Origin of the sequence: Amycolatopsis echigonensis, assembly GCF_002846615.1 — a bacterium.
Classification (GTDB): Bacteria; Actinomycetota; Actinomycetes; order Mycobacteriales; family Pseudonocardiaceae; genus Amycolatopsis; species Amycolatopsis echigonensis.
On record NZ_PJMY01000003.1, the window covers coordinates 6180187 to 6198126 of the forward strand.

Annotated in this window: 17 protein-coding genes; 8 read left to right on the forward strand and 9 right to left on the reverse strand. The window is 70.5% G+C overall.

Annotation, left to right across the window (positions count from 1 at the left end):
* The 3 genes from ATK30_RS34390 (at position 1) to ATK30_RS34400 (ending at position 3727) form a co-directional block, all read left to right on the forward strand.
* Complete coding sequence (locus ATK30_RS34390) at positions 1-1677, forward strand: AMP-binding protein (RefSeq protein ID WP_101438947.1); 1677 nt, start codon at positions 1-3, stop codon at positions 1675-1677.
* Positions 1678-1913: 236 nt separating this feature from the next.
* A complete protein-coding gene (locus ATK30_RS34395) occupies positions 1914-3272 on the forward strand; it encodes an MFS transporter (protein WP_101438948.1) in 1359 nt (452 codons plus the stop codon).
* Positions 3269-3727 carry a MarR family winged helix-turn-helix transcriptional regulator gene (locus ATK30_RS34400; RefSeq protein WP_101438949.1) on the forward strand — a complete coding sequence of 153 codons (459 nt, stop codon included), beginning with the start codon at positions 3269-3271 and terminating at the stop codon, positions 3725-3727. The genes ATK30_RS34395 and ATK30_RS34400 overlap by 4 nt, the downstream gene beginning before the upstream one ends.
* Positions 3728-3980: 253 nt before the next feature.
* On the opposite strand, the gene ATK30_RS34405 is transcribed toward ATK30_RS34400, so the two are convergent.
* Together ATK30_RS34405 and ATK30_RS34410 are read right to left on the reverse strand one after the other, a co-directional pair.
* Positions 3981-4409, reverse strand: coding sequence for a DoxX family protein (locus ATK30_RS34405; protein ID WP_101438950.1), 429 nt, complete (start codon positions 4407-4409; stop codon positions 3981-3983).
* Positions 4410-4783: 374 nt separating this feature from the next.
* A complete protein-coding gene (locus ATK30_RS34410) occupies positions 4784-5701 on the reverse strand; it encodes an NADP-dependent oxidoreductase (protein ID WP_101438951.1) in 918 nt (305 codons plus the stop codon).
* Positions 5702-5788: 87 nt separating this feature from the next.
* Here ATK30_RS34410 and ATK30_RS34415 point away from each other — a divergent pair, with 87 nt between their 5' ends.
* Positions 5789-6358 (forward strand): TetR family transcriptional regulator, encoded by a 570-nt coding sequence (locus ATK30_RS34415; RefSeq protein WP_101438952.1) that lies wholly within the window; start codon positions 5789-5791, stop codon positions 6356-6358.
* A gap of 215 nt (positions 6359-6573) precedes the next feature.
* On the opposite strand, the gene ATK30_RS34420 is transcribed toward ATK30_RS34415, so the two are convergent.
* The gene (locus tag ATK30_RS34420) at positions 6574-7152 is read right to left on the reverse strand and encodes a TetR/AcrR family transcriptional regulator (protein WP_208637486.1); all 579 of its coding nucleotides are present in this window, start codon (positions 7150-7152) and stop codon (positions 6574-6576) included.
* 68 nt (positions 7153-7220) lie between these two features.
* On the opposite strand from ATK30_RS34420, the gene ATK30_RS34425 reads away from it, so the two are divergent.
* Positions 7221-8081, forward strand: a complete 861-nt coding sequence (locus ATK30_RS34425; protein ID WP_101438954.1) for an SDR family NAD(P)-dependent oxidoreductase — start codon at positions 7221-7223, stop codon at positions 8079-8081.
* Here ATK30_RS34425 and ATK30_RS34430 read toward each other — a convergent pair.
* From ATK30_RS34430 to ATK30_RS34445, 4 genes are all read right to left on the reverse strand, one after another.
* Positions 8074-9096 carry an NADPH:quinone reductase gene (locus ATK30_RS34430; protein WP_101438955.1) on the reverse strand — a complete coding sequence of 341 codons (1023 nt, stop codon included), beginning with the start codon at positions 9094-9096 and terminating at the stop codon, positions 8074-8076. The two genes, ATK30_RS34425 and ATK30_RS34430, sit on opposite strands and share 8 nt — an antisense overlap.
* Before the next feature lie 56 nt (positions 9097-9152).
* A complete protein-coding gene (locus tag ATK30_RS34435; RefSeq protein WP_101438956.1) occupies positions 9153-9971 on the reverse strand; it encodes an LLM class flavin-dependent oxidoreductase in 819 nt (272 codons plus the stop codon).
* Between the two features lie 57 nt (positions 9972-10028).
* Positions 10029-10856, reverse strand: coding sequence for a peptidoglycan-binding domain-containing protein (locus ATK30_RS34440; protein ID WP_101438957.1), 828 nt, complete (start codon positions 10854-10856; stop codon positions 10029-10031).
* A gap of 79 nt (positions 10857-10935) precedes the next feature.
* Entirely contained in the window at positions 10936-11244 is a 309-nt protein-coding gene (locus ATK30_RS34445; protein WP_101438958.1) for a cupin domain-containing protein, read from the reverse strand.
* A 215-nt stretch (positions 11245-11459) separates the two neighbouring features.
* On the opposite strand from ATK30_RS34445, the gene ATK30_RS34450 reads away from it, so the two are divergent.
* Both ATK30_RS34450 and ATK30_RS34455 read left to right on the forward strand, forming a co-directional pair.
* On the forward strand, positions 11460-14606 hold the full coding sequence (locus ATK30_RS34450; RefSeq protein ID WP_244194814.1) for a GH92 family glycosyl hydrolase: 3147 nt from the start codon (positions 11460-11462) through the stop codon (positions 14604-14606).
* Positions 14607-14711: 105 nt separating this feature from the next.
* Complete coding sequence (locus ATK30_RS34455) at positions 14712-15971, forward strand: Bcr/CflA family multidrug efflux MFS transporter (RefSeq protein WP_208637487.1); 1260 nt, start codon at positions 14712-14714, stop codon at positions 15969-15971.
* 49 nt (positions 15972-16020) lie between these two features.
* On the opposite strand, the gene lexA is transcribed toward ATK30_RS34455, so the two are convergent.
* On the reverse strand, positions 16021-16674 hold the full coding sequence (lexA, locus tag ATK30_RS34460; RefSeq protein WP_101438960.1) for a transcriptional repressor LexA: 654 nt from the start codon (positions 16672-16674) through the stop codon (positions 16021-16023).
* A gap of 129 nt (positions 16675-16803) precedes the next feature.
* Here lexA and ATK30_RS34465 point away from each other — a divergent pair, with 129 nt between their 5' ends.
* Positions 16804-17466 carry a hypothetical protein gene (locus ATK30_RS34465; protein ID WP_101438961.1) on the forward strand — a complete coding sequence of 221 codons (663 nt, stop codon included), beginning with the start codon at positions 16804-16806 and terminating at the stop codon, positions 17464-17466.
* Here ATK30_RS34465 and ATK30_RS34470 read toward each other — a convergent pair whose 3' ends face one another.
* Entirely contained in the window at positions 17467-17922 is a 456-nt protein-coding gene (locus tag ATK30_RS34470; RefSeq protein ID WP_244194815.1) for a MarR family winged helix-turn-helix transcriptional regulator, read from the reverse strand.
* Positions 17923-17940 lie beyond the last annotated feature (18 nt).

The window sequence follows — 17940 nt, forward strand, 5'->3', positions numbered from 1 at the left end:
ATGGATCTCGAGACCTACCTCGACGACGTCCGCGCGCGGCAGGCCCGGGTACGGCCCGCGAACACGCCCGACCGCCTCGTGCTGCCGCTCGGCGAACTGAGCATTCCCGGGCACGTCGACCATTGGGCACGGGAGCGTCCCGGCCAGGCCGCGATCGTCCACGAGGGCCGGGCGATCAGCTACGCCGAACTCGCCGGCCTCGTCGCACGCGTGGCCGGCTGGCTGGCCGGCGCGGGAGTGCGGCCGGGGGACCGGGTCGCGGTCGACCTGCCGAACTGTCCGCAGTTCACCGTCGCGATGCTGGCGATCCTGCGGCTCGGGGCGGTCCACGTGCCGGTGAACCCGATGTTCCAGCACGCCGAACTCGTCCACGAGCTGGCCGACAGCGGGGCGACGGTTCTCGTCGCGGTCGACTCCGTGCTGCCGGTGGTCGTCGCGGCGCTTCCGGAGACGCAGGTGCGGCGGGTCCTCGTGACGTCGCTGTCCGACACCGCGCCGGACTTGCCGGACGGCCTGGACGCCACGCCGTGGTCGGAAGCGGTCGCGCACGCACCCGCGCCGGAACATCCGGCCGACCTCGACGCCCTGGCGGCCCTGAACTACACCGGCGGGACGACCGGGTTGCCGAAGGGCTGCCAGCACACCCAGCGGCACATGCTCTACACCGCGGCCACCGCCGCCGCGGCGACCGGGCACACCGTCGAGACCGGGTACGTGCCGCTCTGCTACCTGCCGGTCTTCTGGATCGCCGGGGAGGACCTGGGCATCCTGAACCCGATCGTGCTCGGCGGGACGTCGGTCCTGATGACCCGGTGGGACGCCGGGGCCGCGCTGGCGGCGATCGAGCGGCACGGCGTGACGTCGATGGTCGGCACCGTGGAGAACTACCTCGAGCTGCTGGAGCATCCCGACCTCCCGGCGCGCGACCTGTCGACCCTGAAGATGCCGATGGCGGTGTCGTTCGTGCGCAAGCTGACGCAGGACGTGCGCGCGGCGTGGCGCGAGGCGGTCGGTGCGCACTCGGTGCTGTGCGAGGCGGCGTACGGGATGACGGAGACGCACACGTTCGACGCGACGCCGTACGGGATGTCCGCCGGGGACAAGGACCTGCTGGCGGAACCGGTGTTCTGCGGGGTACCGATGCCGGGGACGGACATCGCGGTGGTGGAATTCGGGACGCTGCACCCGCTTCCGCTCGGCGAGGCGGGCGAGATCGTGGTGCGCAGCCCGTCGGTGATGACCGGCTACTGGAACCGCCCCGACGCGACGGCTGCCCAGCTGGACCGCGGCTGGCTGCACACGGGCGACAACGGCCGCCTCGACGAGGACGGCTGCCTGCACTATCTGGGCCGGGACAAGGACCTGATCAAGGTGAAGGGGATGAGCGTGTTCCCGGCGGAGGTGGAACTGCTCCTGACCCGCCACCCGGCTGTCCGCACGGCCGCCGTGGTGCCCGCCGCCGACCCGGAGTCGGGACAGGTGCCGGTGGCGTTCGTGAGCCTGTCCCCGGACGCTTCGGTGTCGGCGGCGGAACTGCGCGCGTGGGCGAAGACGGCGATGGCGCCGTACAAGGTGCCGTTGGTGGAAGTGGTCGGGGAGTTCCCGATGACGGCCACCGGGAAGATCCGGAAAGTCGAGCTGACCGACCGGGCCCAGCGGCTGGCGGACGAGCGCTGAGCGCTGTCCCGCCGCGTGCGATCCCGTCGTACGAAGAGCGGCGGCGCTGAAGCGCGTTGCCGAACGAGTTGGTGCTGGCCGAGGCTGGCGACGTCGCGGTCGTTGCCTCCAGTTAACTCGGCGGGCGACCTATCTCACCCCGCCGATCAGGTAAACGTCACCATACCGGGTCTGGCATATGTACGTACATCCCCTATAGTAGTTCTGTAGCAGAACTACTTGAGCGGGAGGCGGCAGTGACGATCGGCCTGGAGCGGGCTCGGCCGGCGGTCGTGCGGGATCATCCGAACGCCGGGTGGTTCGCCGTCGGCGCGGTGTGTTTCGGCGCGTTCATGGGGCAGCTCGACGCCAGCATCGTCACGCTCACCTTCCCCGCGCTGCAGCACGAATACGGGGCTCCGCTGGCCGCCGTGCAGTGGGTGTCGCTGGCATATCTGCTCGCGCTGGTGGGATTGCTGGCCGCGGTCGGGCGGGTCGCCGACGCGGTCGGGCGGAAGCTCACCTACGTGCAGGGATTCGGCGTGTTCACCGTCGCGTCGGTCGCGTGCGGGCTCGCGCCGACGCTCGGCTGGCTGGTCGCGTTCCGGGTGGTGCAGGCGATCGGCGCGGCGATGTTGCAGGCCAACAGCGTCGCGCTGGTGGTGCGCAGCGTGCGCGAGGACCGGGCGCGCGCCGCGCTCGGCGTGCAGGCGGCGGCGCAGGCGCTGGGGCTCGCGCTCGGGCCCGCGGTGGGCGGGCTGCTGGTCGACACCGTCGGCTGGCGGTGGGTCTTCCTGGTCAACGCGCCGGTCGGGCTGGCCGGGCTGATCGCCGGGCGGTACCTGCTGCCGCGCACTCGCGAGCGCACGCCGCTGGGCCGGTTCGACGGGGCAGGCGTCGGGCTGCTGGCGACCGCGTCGACGGCGTTGCTGCTGGTGATTTCCGGGGTGTCCGGACTGGAGATGCCCGGGTGGCTGCTCGTCGCGCTGGCCGCGGCGACCGTGTGCGCGGCGATCGGATTCGTGCTGCGGGAGAAGGCGGCGAGCAGTCCGATTCTGCAGCTGTCGGTGCTGCGGCCGCCGGTGGTGTCGCTGGGGCTGGCCGGGGCGCTGTGCGGCTACCTCGTGCTGTTCGGGCCGCTGACGTTGCTGCCGCAGGTCCTCGGCACGGCGGGCGGAACCGGCGCGGTGCTGACCTGTCTTCCCGCCGGGTTCGCGGTGGCCGCGGTGCTGGCCGACCGGGTGCTGCCGGCGCGGCTCGGCTCCCGCGGACGCACCGTCCTGGGCGCGCTCGTCGCGGCGGCCGGATGCGCGGCGCTGGGACCGGCGTCCGCTCCTTGGGAGGTGGGCGTGTCGCTGGTGGTGGCCGGGCTCGGTCTGGGAGTGTTCATTCCAGCCAACAACTCGGCTGTCATGAGCGCGATCCCGGCGCGGATGTCGGCCACCGGAGGAGGACTGGTGAACATGGCGCGCGGACTGGGGACGGCGCTGGGCGTGGCGCTGGTGACACTGTGCCTGCACACCGGCGGGGAAACGGCCGCGCTGGCGGTGCTGGCCGGAGCCGGAGTCCTGGCCGCGGCGACCGGGCTGGCGGCGCGCCCGGAGCAGGCCCGGTGACGGCACCCGAACCCGCCCTCGCCGACGTCGTCGCCCGGCTCCGGCGCGCCATGCGGCGGGCCGCGCGCACGGCCGATCCGGACAACACGTTGTCGGTCGCGCAACTGGAATTGCTGTCCTGCCTCTTCGAGAACCCGGGTGCGCGGCCGAGCCGGATCGCGCAATTGCTGAAGCTCGCGCCGAATTCGGTGACCACGATGGTGACCGGACTGCGGGCGCGAGACCTGGTCACCCGCACCAGCGGCGGCGACGACCGGCGGACGGTCGCGCTCGAACTCACCGACACCGGCCGCGCCGCGGTAGAGCGGTGGCAGGGGCACAACGCCGCGATCCTGGCCGCGGCGCTGGACGGCGTGCACCCGGCATGGCGGCATTTGATCGCGGCCGCGGTGCCCGCGTTGAACGAACTGGTGGGGGCGATCGACGCGCTGGCGGAATCGGGGCAGCCGCACTGAACCGGCGAGGGTCTTCGGTTGGTTGGGTCGACAGCGGTTTCTGTGCCTCGGTCTTTAACGGCAATGCCAGGAACTTCAGTGGTGCGACGGGCGCGGCCGCCTCGGGGCGAAGGGTTTGGCGGGTCCGGGCTGGCTGACGGCGGGCCGTCTGAAGACTAGGGACATTGCTTGGCGTCCTTTGTGGACGCTCAGCAGCCGGTGCGGCCACGCCGCTCAGGTTCCTGGCAGCGCCCGGGGACAGGCGGGTGTTTCCTCAAGCGTGCGGGACCGCTCCGACACGCGCGCCCCGCGGCCGCAGTGCCGAGAGCGCCCCGGTGAGCGCGAGCCGGCCGGGGCCGGTGAACGCGAGCAGCAGCAGTGCCCAGCAGAACATCGCGGCCGCTTCGCCGCCGTTCTCGATGGGGAAAAGCCCTTGCGGCACATGGACGGAGAAGTACGCGTACGCCATCGACCCGGATCCGATCAGCGCCGCGATCCGGGTGCCGACGCCGAGCAGGACGAGCCCGCCCGCGACGAGCTGGATCAGCGCGGCCCACCAGCCCGGCCAGGCGCCCACCGGCGCCGTGTCGTGCGCGCCGAGCACCCCGAACAGGGTTTTCACGCCGTGGCAGGCGAAAAGAAACCCGACGACGATGCGGAACAAACCGAGCGCGTAATCCCGTGCCGCGTCCAGCCGGTGCATGCTGCCTCCCCATAGGACGACTCGGGCGGACGGCGGCGACGTCCGTTCGGACACCAGTACCGGTCCGCAGAGTGGTCCAGACCTTTCTTGGACCGGTGTCAGGTATACCGGTGACCGGAGTCTCGGCGATACCTGCGAAAGTCAGGTTCCGCCCGATCCGCCGGTTGTGGTAACGGCCGGTGAAGGGGAGAGCGTCCGGTTCGGGGAAGGGGCAGGTCCGGTGAAGGGAATGGGATTCTCGGCGTCTGCTGGCGGTGATCGCGCCGGACGAGGCGAGGCTGCGCCGGGATTCTGCCGAAGCCGTTTTGGGTGAACCGTCGTCCCGAAAACCAGGTCCGGACCTGGTCTTCGGATTCGGTGCTCGTGTTACCGGTTCAGAGCGTGACCACGATCTTGCCGTGGACGTGCCGTCCGGCTTGCATTGTCACGGCTTCGCGGAACTGCTCGACCGGGAAGGTCGCCGCGATCGGCACGGTGAGTTCTCCGGAACGGATCACGTCGGCGATCCGTTCGAGGGAGCCCGGTTTCGCGTCGACCGCGCCCGTCGCGTGCACACCGGGCAAGGCGGGGCCGTCGGCGACGGTGGAGATCCGCTCGGGCGCCACGCCGAGTTCGAGCGCGGCCTCGGCTGCTTCCCGGCCGAACAGGTCGGTCGCCGCGGTGATCCCTTCGGGTGCCAAGGCCCGCACGCGGTCCGGGAGGCCGGGGCCGTACGCCACGGATTCGGCGCCGAGCTCGCGCAGGAAGCCGAATGTGCGCTCGGAAGCGGTGCCAAGCACCCGGGCGCCCGCGAGTTTCGCCAGCTGTACGGCGAAAATGCCCACGCCGCCCGCCGCCCCGCCGATCAGGACGGCGTCCCCGGCGCGGAGCCCGATCGCGGCGAGCGCGGCGGAGGCGGTCAGCCCGGCTACCGGAAGCGTGGCCGCCACCTCGTCGCTGATGCTCTCCGGAGTGCGCCACAGCGTCGTGGTGGGGGTCTTGACCAGCACGAAATCCGCGACGGACCGGCCGATCGCAGCCCCGTGGACCCGGTCGCCCACGCTGAATCCGGCGGCTTCGGCTCCCGCCTCGTCCACCACTCCGGCGAAGTCGCTGCCGAACCCGGCCGGCAGGGTGATGCCGAACCGCGCCGCCATTTCGGGCTTGGCGGCGATCTGCCAGTCCATCGGATTCAGCCCGGCAGCCGTGACCCGGACGCGAACCTCGTCCGGTCCGGCGTGCGGTTCGGGCACCTCCTGGAGTTCGAGTACGTCGAGTCCGCCGAATTGCCGGTAACGGACAGCTCTGCTCATCGGTCTTTTCTCCTCGGCCAGTGATGGGACTTGGTCTCATCACCACCGTACCCGAGTGATGGGACAAAGTCCCGTAGACTTCTCCCCATGGCACGCTGGCAACCGGACGCACCAGGGCGGCTCGCCGCCGCGGCCCTCGACCTGTTCGAGGAACACGGCTACGAGAACACGACCGTGATCGAGATCGCGGAGCGCGCGGGCCTCACCAAGAGCACGTTCTTCCGGTACTTCCCGGACAAGCGCGAGGTGCTCTTCGGCGAAAGCGCGCTGACCGGCCTGCTCGTCGACGCCATCGCCGCGGCACCGCCCGACGCCGAACCGCTCGAGGCGGTGGCGCACGCCTTGGACGTGCTCGGCCAGGAGGTCTTCACCGAGGGCCGTCGCGAGTTCAGCGCCCGTCGGCAGGCCGTGCTCGACGCCAATCCGGAACTGGCGGAACGCGAAGCGCGGAAAAGGATCGGCCTCGTCGACTCGATGATCGAAGCTCTCGAACGCCGCGGAGTCGCCGGGAGGACCGCGCGGGTTGCTGGAAAACTGGGCGCGCTCGCCTGGGAAATCGCCCACGACGAGTGGATCCTCGGGGGTGAGGGCGAGGAGTTCGGTGCGCTGGTACGGCAAGTACTCGCCGAAGTGCGCGTGGTGAGTGGCGCCTGCTGAGGATGCTGTCCGTTCTCGTGGTGGTCGGCGGGATCTCTTCCGTGTGGTTGCCCGGCGGCGGGGTACCGCTGCTCGCTGTTGCCGCTCGCCCGGTCCTCCACATCCCGTCCACGTTGTGGAGCAAGCGGCCAGTTCGCCCTTCGCGGGCTGGTTTTGTCGGGTGGGGTCAGCAGGCTGGGCATGGGCAGCCCCCAAGGGGAGGGGCGGGGTCGAGGTCAGGAACGCGGCGGCCAGCCGGATTCCAGCAGGGCGAACACCGACCCCAGTGCGGCGGCGGGATCCGGTGCGGTGCCGGTGAGGTCCGGGATTTCCAGCACGAACCGCGCCAAGGCACGTACCGCCGGGGCGTCCGGTGGGAGGCCGCTCTCGTCGGCTAGGGCGGCGGCTAGGTCGGGTTCGCAGGAATGCCACAGGCGGCGCGCGTACTCGCGCAGGGCGGGTGTTCGCACGATCAGGTCCCGTTTCGGGGCGTGTTCCGGCGGGAGGTCCGTCGAATACGGGCCGCGGGAGGCGAAGAACCGGTGCAGGGCCGCGAGGATCGGTTCCTCCGGGGAGCGGTTCCGGACCGCGGCGACGATGCCGGCTAGGCGTTCCGAGCCGTCGTCGAAGATCAGGGCTTCTTTGCCGTCCGGGACGTGGGCGAAGAGGGTCGCGACGGAGATGTCGGCTTCTTCGGCGATCTGCGCGACGGTCACCCCGTCGTAGCCATGCTCCAGGAACAGCCGCAGCGCGACCTCGTCCAGCCGTCGCCGGGTTTCGAGCTTGCGGCGTTCGCGACGTCCCGTGTTGACCACGACCCGCAGTCTACCTAAACCTGAAGTGGGTCTAAAGTCAGAATCACTTCAGGTTTAGGAGGGGTGTCATGACGGTGCTGGTAACCGGGGGCAACGCGGGGATCGGCTACTTCGTCGCGGAACAGCTGGCCGAGGCGGGAATCGAGGTGGTGCTCGGCAGCCGGGACGCGGCGAAGGCGGAGGTCGCGCTGAAGGTACTCCGCGAGAGGGTGCCGGGAGCGCGCGCGACGTGGGCGCGGCTGGACCTTGCCGACCTGGCGTCGGTGAAGGGGATCGAGGTCGGGGCGCTCGAGGCGGTCGTGCTGAACGCGGGCGTCTACCTCGAAGGTCCGGACCGTCGGGAGACCAAGGACGGGCACGAGATGACCTTCGGGGTCAACCATCTCGGGCACTTCGCGCTGACGGCGACGCTTCAGGACCGGTTGAAGCCGGGAGCGAGGATCGTGACCATGGGCAGTTTCGCGGCTAAGTCAGCGAAGCTCGATTTCGACGATCTGGAGTGCCAGCGCGACTACCAGCCGAAAACCGCGTACGAGCGGTCGAAGCTCGCGCAAACGCTCTTCGCGTTGGAATTGGATCGGCGGCTGAGGGCAGCAGGCAGCGGCAGGCTGAGTGTCGTTGCTCATCCTGGCGGGGCGTTGGACAGTCTGACTCCGGACCGGCCGCCGCTGCACGTGCGGAGCACGAAACAGAAGCTGAGCCTCGCGCGAATTGCCTTGCAGGGCAAGGACGGCGGCGCGCGGCCGGCGGTGCGTGCGGCGGTCGGTCCGGATGTCCACAGTGGTCAGATCTGGGGTCCGCGCGTGTTCGGCCTCAAGGGGAAGCCTCGGCCGGAGCCGGTGCGCGGACCGTACGCGGACGTCGAGGCCGCTGCTCGGTTGTGGGCAGCGAGCGTGGAGCTGACCGGAGTCGAGCCGGTGTTCAGCTGACGTCGATCAGCACCTTCCCGGTGACGCCCTTCTCCGACGCCTCGTGCGCACGAGCGGTTTCCGCCAACGGGAACCGGTGCACGGGCAGCCCGTGCTCGGGGCCGAGCCGCAGTCCGCCGTCGCGCAGTGCGGCGTTCAGGTCTTCCGCGCCGGCGTGCAGGCGGTCGAAGCCGACGGTGTAGAGCACCAGGAATTGGTACCGGCTGTTGAGGTAAACGTTCTGTCCGAAGTCGACAGTCACGGTACCGGTGCCGCGGTCGTCGCCGTAGGCCGCCACCACCCCGCGCGGGCGGAGTACCGCGGTGTGCAGGGGAGCGTTCACGCCGACGGCGACCTCCACGATCACGTCGACCCCGTCCGGCGCGATTTCCCTGATCGCCGCGGCGACGTCTCCTTCGGTGTACCGCACGACATGCTGGGCGCCGGCGGCGCGCGCGAGCGCGGCCTTGTCCTCGGTGCTGACTGTGGCGATCACGGTCGCCCCGGCCCAGCGCGCCAGCTGGATCGCGGCGTTGCCGACCGCGCCCGCGCCGCCGCTGACCAGGATCGTCTTGCCGGACAACGCATTCGGTGCGAGCCGCTGCGGTCCGTCCTCGGCGACGGTGAGCGCCCGGTGCGCGGTGAGCGCCGGGATCGCGAAAGCGGCGCCCTCGTCGAAACCGACCTCGTCGGGGAGCGGGACGAGCCGGTCCGCCGGAAGCACGGTGTACTCCTGCGCGGTCCCGGACGTCGGCTTGTGCGCGGCGGCCAGCAGCAGCCAGACCCGGTCGCCCACGGAGAAGCCGTCCACGCCGGCGCCGACCGCGTCCACGACGCCGGCCCCGTCCTGGTTCGGCACGGACAACTCCGCCTCGGTGGAGAATCGGGAGCCGGAGCGGGCCTTCCAGTCGGTCGGGTTCACCGCGGACACGACGATCCGCACGCGCACCTCGCCCGGCCCTGGCTCCGGCACGGCGAGTTCGGACAACGTCAGCACTTCCGGGCCGCCGAACCGGCGGTAGGTCACAGCTTTCACCCTCGGTGCAATCCATCGGCGGGCGCGGCTATTCCCGGCGCCCGCCGAGCGGCGGGTCAGCGCCCGCTGAGCCGCGCGACCACCGGGGCGAAGTCCTCGAGGAAAGCGCCGTTCACGCTGTAATAGGACACCCCGAGTTCCTCGCGCCGCCGCTGCAGTTCCTCGGCCATCGAGGCCGGGCCGCCGCGCAGCAGCGTCAGGGAATCGTGCTCGACGAGCGTTTCGATGTCGTGGCCGATGAAACCGCGGATCCACGGCGGGATTTCTTCGCCGACGACGAAAATGTTCATCGCCAGCTCGACCTCCCGGCCGCCTGCCGCGGCGCGGATCTCGGCGGCGTACTGGGCGGTGTCCGCGCGGCTGGCGAGGACGCTGCCGGCGAGGGTGACGATGTCCGCGCGTTCGCCTGCCAGCTGACGGGCTTTCGGCCCGCCCGCGGCGATCATCACCGGCGTGTGCGCGTCGCCGTCGAGCCGGCGCAGGTGCGAGATCGTGTCCGACACCTGGGTCAGCCGTTCCGCGCCGTTTCCGTAAGGCAGGCCCAGTTCGGCGGCAGCCTCGCGCATCGCCGGAAGCCCGGTGCCGATCCCCATCTCGAACCGGCGGTCGGTGAGCACGCTGAGGCTGTGCGCCTCCCACGCGGCCGCGCGCGGCGTGCGCAACGGGCTGGCGTAGACGAACGTCCCGACCCGCAGTTCGGTCGTCACCGCCGCCGCGACGGCCAGCGCCGCGGTCGGCGTAGGGAGGTGGAGGTTGTCCGGCGACAGCAGGGTCGAATAGCCGAGATCCTCGGCGCGGCGGGCGGTTTCGCGCCATTTCGCGCCACCCTCCTGCGCTGCCGCGACGACCCCGAACCGAAATGTTTTTCCCGCCATGGCACCAGACAAGCACGGCTGCCGCACTCGCGCCAGCAAATGCGGCAGCCGGGTGAGTCAGCCGCGCTGGTACTGCTCCCAGGTCAGCTTCGGGTTGACCGCGGGACCGTCGTCCTTGCCGTGGTTGGCGAGGCCGTTCTGCCCGAGGTAGTAGGCGCCGACCTGGTGCTGCGCGCCCGAGGACAGGTCGGGGTCGTTGACCGCGATCGCGTGGATGTGGTAGCCCCAGTCGCCTTGGGCGGGCGTGCGCACCCAGGCCGCGAATCCGACTTTCCGCAGGTCCTTGGCGAATTCGACGCGGGTCGCCGACGACATGTTCGCCACCGATACGTCCAAAGCGCCGCCGCCGTCGTGCGTTCCGGCCGAAGCGCCGACGCCGCCCGGGTTGTACGAACCCTGGGTGAGGCCGACTTCCTTGCCGAACAGCTTCTCCGCCGCCTGGAGCATCGCCTTGGTGCGCGTGTTCAGCGTGACGCCGTGATACGTCACGTGGCTGCCCGCGGACACCACGTTCGACACGGTGTACCGGCCGGCGCCGAGTTTCTCCAGCGACGTCTTGCCGGGCAGGCCGGACGCGTCGAGTCCGGTGTAGCCCAGGGACTTCTGGTACTTCGCGTAGGCGTCGATCGTGGTGGTGCCGAAGTAGCCGTCGACGTACTTGGCGTCCAGCAGCCCCTTGGCCTGCAGCGCCTTCTCGACCAGCAGGACGCTGTCGTGCGCGCCCGGCGTCTGCGTGCTGTCGGCGCGCTGCGGGTCGATCTGGGCCGCCAGCAGCACGGCCTCCATGTTCGCCGCCGGCAGCGCGGCGGCCACGCCCGGAGTGGCGACGGCGACCGTGGCAGCCGCCGCGGCTCCGGCGGTGAGCACTGCGAGTTTCCTGAACATCCGTGTCCTCCCGGTCCTGGTCGGTCCGGGCCGAGCATCGCCTAGCGGGATACACGGGACGTACAAATGCGGCTTGACCTCACTCCAGCCACTCGGTGACGAACCGGTCGTTCTCGTGGATGTGCACCGCCTCGTACGGTTCGGGACCGAGCGAAACGAACTTGTGCGGCGTGTTCGGAGGCACGACGAGCACCTCCCCGGCGGCGCCTTCGCGCTGCTCGCCGCCGATGGTGAACAGCGCGCGCCCGCGCTGGACGACGAAGGTTTCGCGGTAGGGATGCTGGTGCAGGCGCGGCCCGGTGCCGGGCTCGGTGGTGTATTCGCGGATGACGGAGACGCCGGAGCCGACCTCGTAGCCCTCGACGTCCCGGGTGGCGGGTTCTGTCATGGTCGGCAACGTTAGCCCGCCGGACGCGGTTCTTGGCCAGGAATCGGGCGGTTGACCCGGGCGCACGCCTGAGGGCGGTGCGTTGCCCGGAACGTCAGCCGCCGTGCCGCCGGTCGGATGTCTGTCCGGCCAGAACCGGCCAGATCTCTGTCATTCGGTTGACCTCGCCGCCCGCGAGCCGGAAAGGTCGGACAACACGAGGTCTGGGAGGTGCCGTGCGGTACTCAGTCGTGGCAGCGTTGGTGACGGCGGCGGTCGTCGGAGCGGGGACCGTCGCGGCGGCCGCGCCGCAGGCTGCGCTGGTCGGCGATCCGGCGGCGTACGTCGATCCGCTCATCGGCACCGGACGCGGCGGCACTTCGGTCGGCGAGATCAACAACTTCCCGGGCCCGGCCGCGCCGTTCGGCATGATGCAGTTCTCGCCGGACACCGACGGGTCCTACGCCGGCTACCAGTACCACAGCGACAAGATCCGCGGCTTCAGCCTCGACCACGCGTCGGTGGGCTGCAACGCGTTCGGCGACGTTCCGATCCTGCCGGTCACCGGCGACGTCGGAGCGAAACCGTGGGACCGCGTCGAGCGTTTCACCCACGACGGCGAGCAGGCGGAGCCCGGTTATTACGCCGTCACGTTCCCCGATTCCGGCGTGCGCACGGAGCTGACGGCGACCACTCGCACGGGGTTGGCGGCGTTCACCTTCCCCGCCGGTCAGAACGCGCAGGTGCTCGTGAAGGGCGGCGCGAGTCTCGCGGGCAACTCCGCGGCCGGGCTGCGGATCACCGGCGACCACGAGGTGAGCGGGCAGGCGACGACCGGTCATTTCTGCGGGAAATCGAACAAGTACACCGTGTACTACGACATCACCTTCGACCGCCCGTTCACCGCGCACGGCACCTGGGACGGCAACACCGTCCAGCCGGGCAGCGACCAGGTCGACGCGCCGAAAGGCGGAGCGTACCTGACGTTCGGCGACGCTGGCGTGGTCCACGCGAAAGTCTCGATGTCCTATGTGGACGTTCAGGGCGCGAAGAACAACATGGCCGCCGAGGCGCCCGGCTGGGACTTCGCCGCGGTGCGCGGGCACACGAGGGACGCCTGGCGCGACGCACTCGGCCGGATTCGCGTGGCCGGCAAGGATTCCGCACAGCTCAAGACGTTCTACACCGCGCTCTACCACAGTCTGATGCACCCCAACACGTTCAACGACGTCGACGGCCGCTACATCGGCTTCGACAACCAGATCCGCACGCTCCCGGCGGGGCATTCGCAATATGCCAACTTCTCCGACTGGGATACCTACCGCTCGCTCGCGCCCTTGCACGGCATGCTGTTCCCGAAGGAAGCCAGCGACATGGCGCAGTCGCTGACCAACGACGCGGTCCAGGGCGGCTGGTGGCCGCGCTGGCCGATGGCCAACGGCTACACCGGGCAGATGACCGGCGACAGTTCGGTCGCGCTGCTGTCGAGCCTCTACGCCTTCGGAGCGCGCGATTTCGACGTCAAGACCGCGCTGAAATACCTGGTCAAGGGCGCGACATCGGTGGACGAGACGCCCGGTGCCTACCAGGAACGCCGGGGGATCGCGGACTACCTCGCCCGCGGCTACCTGCCGAACAACGACGCCTCCCGCGGCGACCACGCGCGCGTCGGGGCCTCGATCACGCTCGAATGGGCGATCGACGATTTCGCCATCGCGCAGTTCGCGGGCGCGATCGGCGACCGCGGCGTCGCCCGCGACTTCACGAAACGCGGCCAGAACTGGCAGCACCTGTTCAACCCGGCCACCGGCTACCTCCAGCCGCGCGGCCAGGACGGCCGGTTCCCGGACGGTCCGGCGTACCAGCCGCCCCCGCCCGGCACCTTCGGCCAGGACGGCTTCGACGAGGGCAACGCCGCGCAGTACACCTGGCTCGTGCCGCAGGACACGGCCGGACTGGTGACCGCGATGGGCGGTCCGGCCGCGGTGTCGCAGCGGCTCGACACGTTCTTCCAGAAGCTCAACGTCGGACCGAACGAACCGTACATGTGGGCGGGCAACGAGCCGGACTTCGGCGTGCCGTGGCTGTACAACCACGTCGGCCAGCCGTGGAAGACGCAGGAGGTGGTGCGCCGGATCGCGACCACGCTGTTCAGCGCGACGCCGGACGGCGAGCCCGGCAACGACGACCTCGGCGCGCAATCTTCGTGGTACGTCTGGGCCGCGCTGGGGCTGTACCCGTCGACTCCGGGCACGCCGGATCTCACCGTGCACAGCCCGTTGTTCGAGCGCGCGGTGCTGACGCTCCCCGGCGGCCGCACGCTGGACATCCGCGCGCCGGGGGCCTCGACGACCACACAGTACGTCCACGGCCTGGCGTTGAACGGGCACGAGTGGGATCGGACGTCGCTTCCGCGGGGCCTGGCACGAGACGGCGGGCGGCTCGACTTCGCGCTGTCCGCGCAGCCGGACCGGAATTGGGCGGCGAACACGCAGCCACCGTCCTATCGGGACGGTGAGGAACCGTACGTCGGCTCGGTGGCCAACCAGGTCACCGTCGAGCCAGGCGGCTCCGGTGCCGTCGCGGTCAACGGTCAGCGGCTCGGCGGGCACCTGCGCTCGCTGGACATTTCGACGTCGGCACCGGCCGGAATCACCGTGTCCGGCCCGCGTTCGGTGCGGCTCGACGACCGGACCGGGAGCGGGAAAACCGCACTGACCGTGACCGCGGCGGCAGGAACTCCCGCGGGTTACTACCAAGTTCCGGTGACATTGCGCGGGGCCGGACATACAGTTTCTTCCTCGATAATTGTCCTGGTCGCGCCGAAGGGAAGCCTGGTTGGCGCCTTCGACAATGCCGGAATCTCCGACGACGGCGACGCCGGTTCGGCCAATTTCGACGGCGCCGGAAACAGCTATTCGCGGAAAGCGCTCGCCGACGCCGGTCTCGCTCCGGGTGCGACCGGGCACGCTGCGGGCACGACGTTCGTCTGGCCCGCCGCGCCGTCCGGCCGTCCGGACAACGCGGTCGCCGCCGGGCAGAAGCTCGATCTAGGTGGAACTTCAGCCGCCCGCCTGCTTTTCGTCGGTTCGGCGACGAACGGCGACCACCGGGGGAGCGCGACCGTCGCGTTCACCGACGGCACGACGGCGACCGCCGATCTTTCGTTCGGTGACTGGGTGTTGCCGGGCGGAAATACCGAACCAGTGTTCGGCAATACGCTCGTAGCCCGCACGGCGCACCGGAATCAGCCCGGCGGCCAGGGAATCGGCGCCTCGGTTTACGCCACCTCGCCGCTGGAAATCCCGGCCGGCAAGAAGATCGCGACGGTGACCCTTCCGTCCGATCCGGACCTCCACGTTTTCGCACTCGGCCTCGGCTGAGTTTGTCAAGCAGGATTCCCACGGTGTGATCTGTTCGGCGGATCCGGAATTTCTCGGCGCTCTTCGTCGTAAGTGACTGGCGTGCTCACTACGAAGGGGAGTGGCGTGAACGAAACACGCGAAGCGCCGAATGCCGGGAGCCAGCTGAAGCTGGTGCTCGTGCTGGGCGTTCTGGTGGCACTGGGGCCGCTGTCCATCGACATGTATCTGCCGGCTCTGCCGGACATCACCCGCGAACTGTCGACGACGGAGTCGACGATCCAGCTCACCCTCACCGGAACGGTGCTGGGACTCGGGCTCGGCCAGCTGATCGCCGGCCCGCTTTCCGACGCGATGGGGCGGCGTATCCCGCTCGTCGCGGGAAGCGCGATCCACGTGCTGGCGTCGCTGCTGTGCCTGGTGGCGCCGTCGGTCGAGCTGCTGAGCGCGGCGCGCGTGCTGCAGGGGCTGGGCGCCTCGGCGGGCGCGGTGCTGGCGCTGGCCGTGGTCCGCGATCTCTACACCGATCGCGGCGCGGCGAAACTGCTGTCCAAGCTCATCCTGGTGATGGGTGTTTCCCCGGTCCTGGCTCCGACGCTCGGCAGCGCGCTGCTGGCGTGGACGCACTGGCGCGGGGTGTTCGTGGCGCTCGCCGTCATCGGACTGGCGAGCGGCGTCGCGGCGGCGCTCGCCCTGCCGGAGACCCTGCCGCCCGCGCGGCGGCAGCCGTTCCGGTTCCGGGCGACCATGCGGTCCTACCGGAGCCTGTTCACCGACCGCTCGTTCGTCGGGCTGGTGCTGGTGGCCGGGTTCGCGATGGCCGGGCTGTTCGCGTTCGTCAGCGGCGGGTCGTTCGTGTTCCAGCAGCAGTACGGGCTGGACCAGCAGCAGTTCGGCCTGATGTTCGGGGCGAGCGCGGTGTGGCTGATCGCCGCGACGCAGGTCAACGCCCGGCTGATGAACCGGTTCGAACCGCACCAGGTGCTGATGGTCGCGAGCGTCGCGGCGGCGGTGTCGGCCGCCGTGCTGCTGGTGACCGCGCTGACCGGGTTCGGCGGCATGTTCGGCGTCGCGGTGCCGGTGTGGGTGGTGCTGTTCTTCGCCGGGCTGATCCTGCCGAACGCGCCCGCGGTCGCGCTCGACGCGCACGGCGACAATGCCGGGACGGCGGCGTCGCTGCTGGGCGCGGTGCAGTTCGGCGTCGGCGCGGCGGTCTCGCCGGTGGTCGGCCTGCTGGGCAACAACGCGGTCGCGATGGCCACGGTGATGTTCGGCGGACTGGTGGCGTCCGGGCTGGTGCTGTGGCTCATCGCGCGGCCGTGGCGGGGCCGGGTGGCCGAGCCGGTCGAGCTGGCCGACGCACGGGTGCCGGTGGCGGTCGACTGAGATGTGCGCGGCGGTGCCGGTTCCCACCGGCACCGCCGCGCACGACAGGTCACATGCTGCGGAGCACCGACACGACCACGCCGAGCACCGTGGCCCGGTCGCCGTCGATCACGTCGTAGGCCGGGTTGCGGGGCTCGAGGTAGACGTGCCCGTCGCGGCGGCGGTAGACCTTCACCGTGGCCTCCTCGTCGATCATCGCGGCGACGATCTGGCCCGAATGCGCCTCGGACTGCTGCTTCACCACCACGATGTCGCCGTCGCAGATCGCCGCGTCGACCATCGAATCGCCGCGCACGCGCAGCCCGAAGACGGTGCCGCGGCCGGTGAGCCCGCGCGGCAGCTGCATGACGTCGTCCACGTGCTCCTGCGCGGAGATCGGCGTGCCGGCCGCGATGTCGCCGACTACCGGCACCGGCACCGAGTCGCCGCTCTCGCGCGAGGGAAGGTCGCCGAGGAAGGCGCGCACGTCGATCGGGCGGGAGACGGTGGGGCTGCGGCGGAGGAAACCCTTGTCCTCCAGCGCGGCGAGATGCTTCGACACCGACGACGTCGACCGCAGCCCGACCGCTTCGCCGATTTCGCGCGTGCTCGGCGAATACCCGTGCCTGCCCACCCAGTCCCGGATGGTGGCGAGGATGCGCTGCTGCCGTTCGGGCAGGGCCGAAGCGTCGAGGTGGTCGAAGACGTCGTCGTAGGCGGTCACGGGCCCGATCGTAGAGGGCGTCCGGGCCGGTCGCGGGGACCGGGGCGGGTGTTCCCTCGGTTGTTCCACTGTGGATAGTGGATGCGCTTGGTAGACTTTTCCCTCCGGAGGGTGACGGAGGGGACCGGGATGACTCAGCCGGTGATACGGCCGAAGGTGACGGGGATCGGCATCGCGGTGGCGGTGGTGCTTGCGGTGCTGGAGATTTACGCGGTGCGAGGGGGAATCTGGTCGGTCACCGATATCGTGAGCGGACGCCACGTCAGTCCGTCCGATTACCTGTTCTCGGGGACCCTGGTGCTGGCGATCATGGTGCTCGTCGGCATCGCGATGATTTTCGCGCGGAGGCAAGCGGTCGGCCGGATTCTGCTGTGGGGCGCGCCGGTGCAGCTGCTGTGCGCGCTAGCCGGGGTGATCCTTGCCCATTCCTGGTGGGACAGCGCCGCGTTCGGCGTGATGACGGTCTTGGCGGTGGTGCTGTGGCTTCCCGCGGTGTCGGCGAAGACGCCTCCGCCCGTGGGATACGGAATGCCTTACGGCGCACCGGTTCCGGGGATGCCACAGTATCCGGGGCAGGTTCCGATGGGGCAGCAGTATCCGCAGCAGGGTCCAGTTCCGCCGCAGTACCCGCAGCAGCACGGCGCTCCGGGAATGCCGCAGCCGTACCCGCAGCAACCTCAGCAACAGCCGTATCCGCAGCAGCCGATGCCGGGGCAGCCGATGCCGGGGCAGCCGATGCCGGGGCAGTGGCCCGCATCCGGCCCGCCGCAACAGGGGTGGCCGGGCCAGTGATCACTGCCCGGCGAAGTGCCGCTGCTCGTCCGTGACCTCGGCCAGCACGCGCTTGAACTCCTCGTACTCGCTCCGCCCGAGCCGCCGGGCGTGCCGGTCCTCGATCCCGGCGAGGATGCGGGCCGAGGCCCCGATCATGGCTTGTCCGCGCTCGGTCGGGCAGACGAGTTTCGCGCGCCGGTCGGCCTGGTCGGGACGGCGTTCGACGTAGCCGAGCGTTTCGAGTTCGTCGACCATCGCGCCGATGACCTGCTTGCGCCGTCCGGACAGCCGGGACAGCTCGGTCGCGCGGGCGCCGTCCGGGCCGAGGTAGGCGAGCACCGCGCCGTGCCGAGGGCTCAGGTCGCCGAAGCCTTCCGCGGCCAGTGCGGTGAACAGTTCCCGCTGCACGGCGAACAGGAACCGCCCGGCGAGCATCCCGAGATCGGGACGGGCGGGCATTCCGGAGTCGGGCACGGCGGAGATCGTAGCCCT

What these genes read in the sequence shown, in the direction of transcription:
- ATK30_RS34390 (WP_101438947.1), top strand. Translation starts at nt 1, where the DNA reads ATGGATCTCGAGACCTACCTCGACGACGTCCGCGCGCGGCAGGCCCGG.
- ATK30_RS34405 (WP_101438950.1), bottom strand. Translation starts at nt 4,409, where the DNA reads ATGCACCGGCTGGACGCGGCACGGGATTACGCGCTCGGTTTGTTCCGC.
- ATK30_RS34410 (WP_101438951.1), bottom strand. Translation starts at nt 5,701, where the DNA reads ATGAGCAGAGCTGTCCGTTACCGGCAATTCGGCGGACTCGACGTACTC.
- ATK30_RS34415 (WP_101438952.1), top strand. Translation starts at nt 5,789, where the DNA reads ATGGCACGCTGGCAACCGGACGCACCAGGGCGGCTCGCCGCCGCGGCC.
- ATK30_RS34425 (WP_101438954.1), top strand. Translation starts at nt 7,221, where the DNA reads ATGACGGTGCTGGTAACCGGGGGCAACGCGGGGATCGGCTACTTCGTC.
- ATK30_RS34435 (WP_101438956.1), bottom strand. Translation starts at nt 9,971, where the DNA reads ATGGCGGGAAAAACATTTCGGTTCGGGGTCGTCGCGGCAGCGCAGGAG.
- ATK30_RS34440 (WP_101438957.1), bottom strand. Translation starts at nt 10,856, where the DNA reads ATGTTCAGGAAACTCGCAGTGCTCACCGCCGGAGCCGCGGCGGCTGCC.
- ATK30_RS34445 (WP_101438958.1), bottom strand. Translation starts at nt 11,244, where the DNA reads ATGACAGAACCCGCCACCCGGGACGTCGAGGGCTACGAGGTCGGCTCC.
- ATK30_RS34465 (WP_101438961.1), top strand. Translation starts at nt 16,804, where the DNA reads ATGACTCAGCCGGTGATACGGCCGAAGGTGACGGGGATCGGCATCGCG.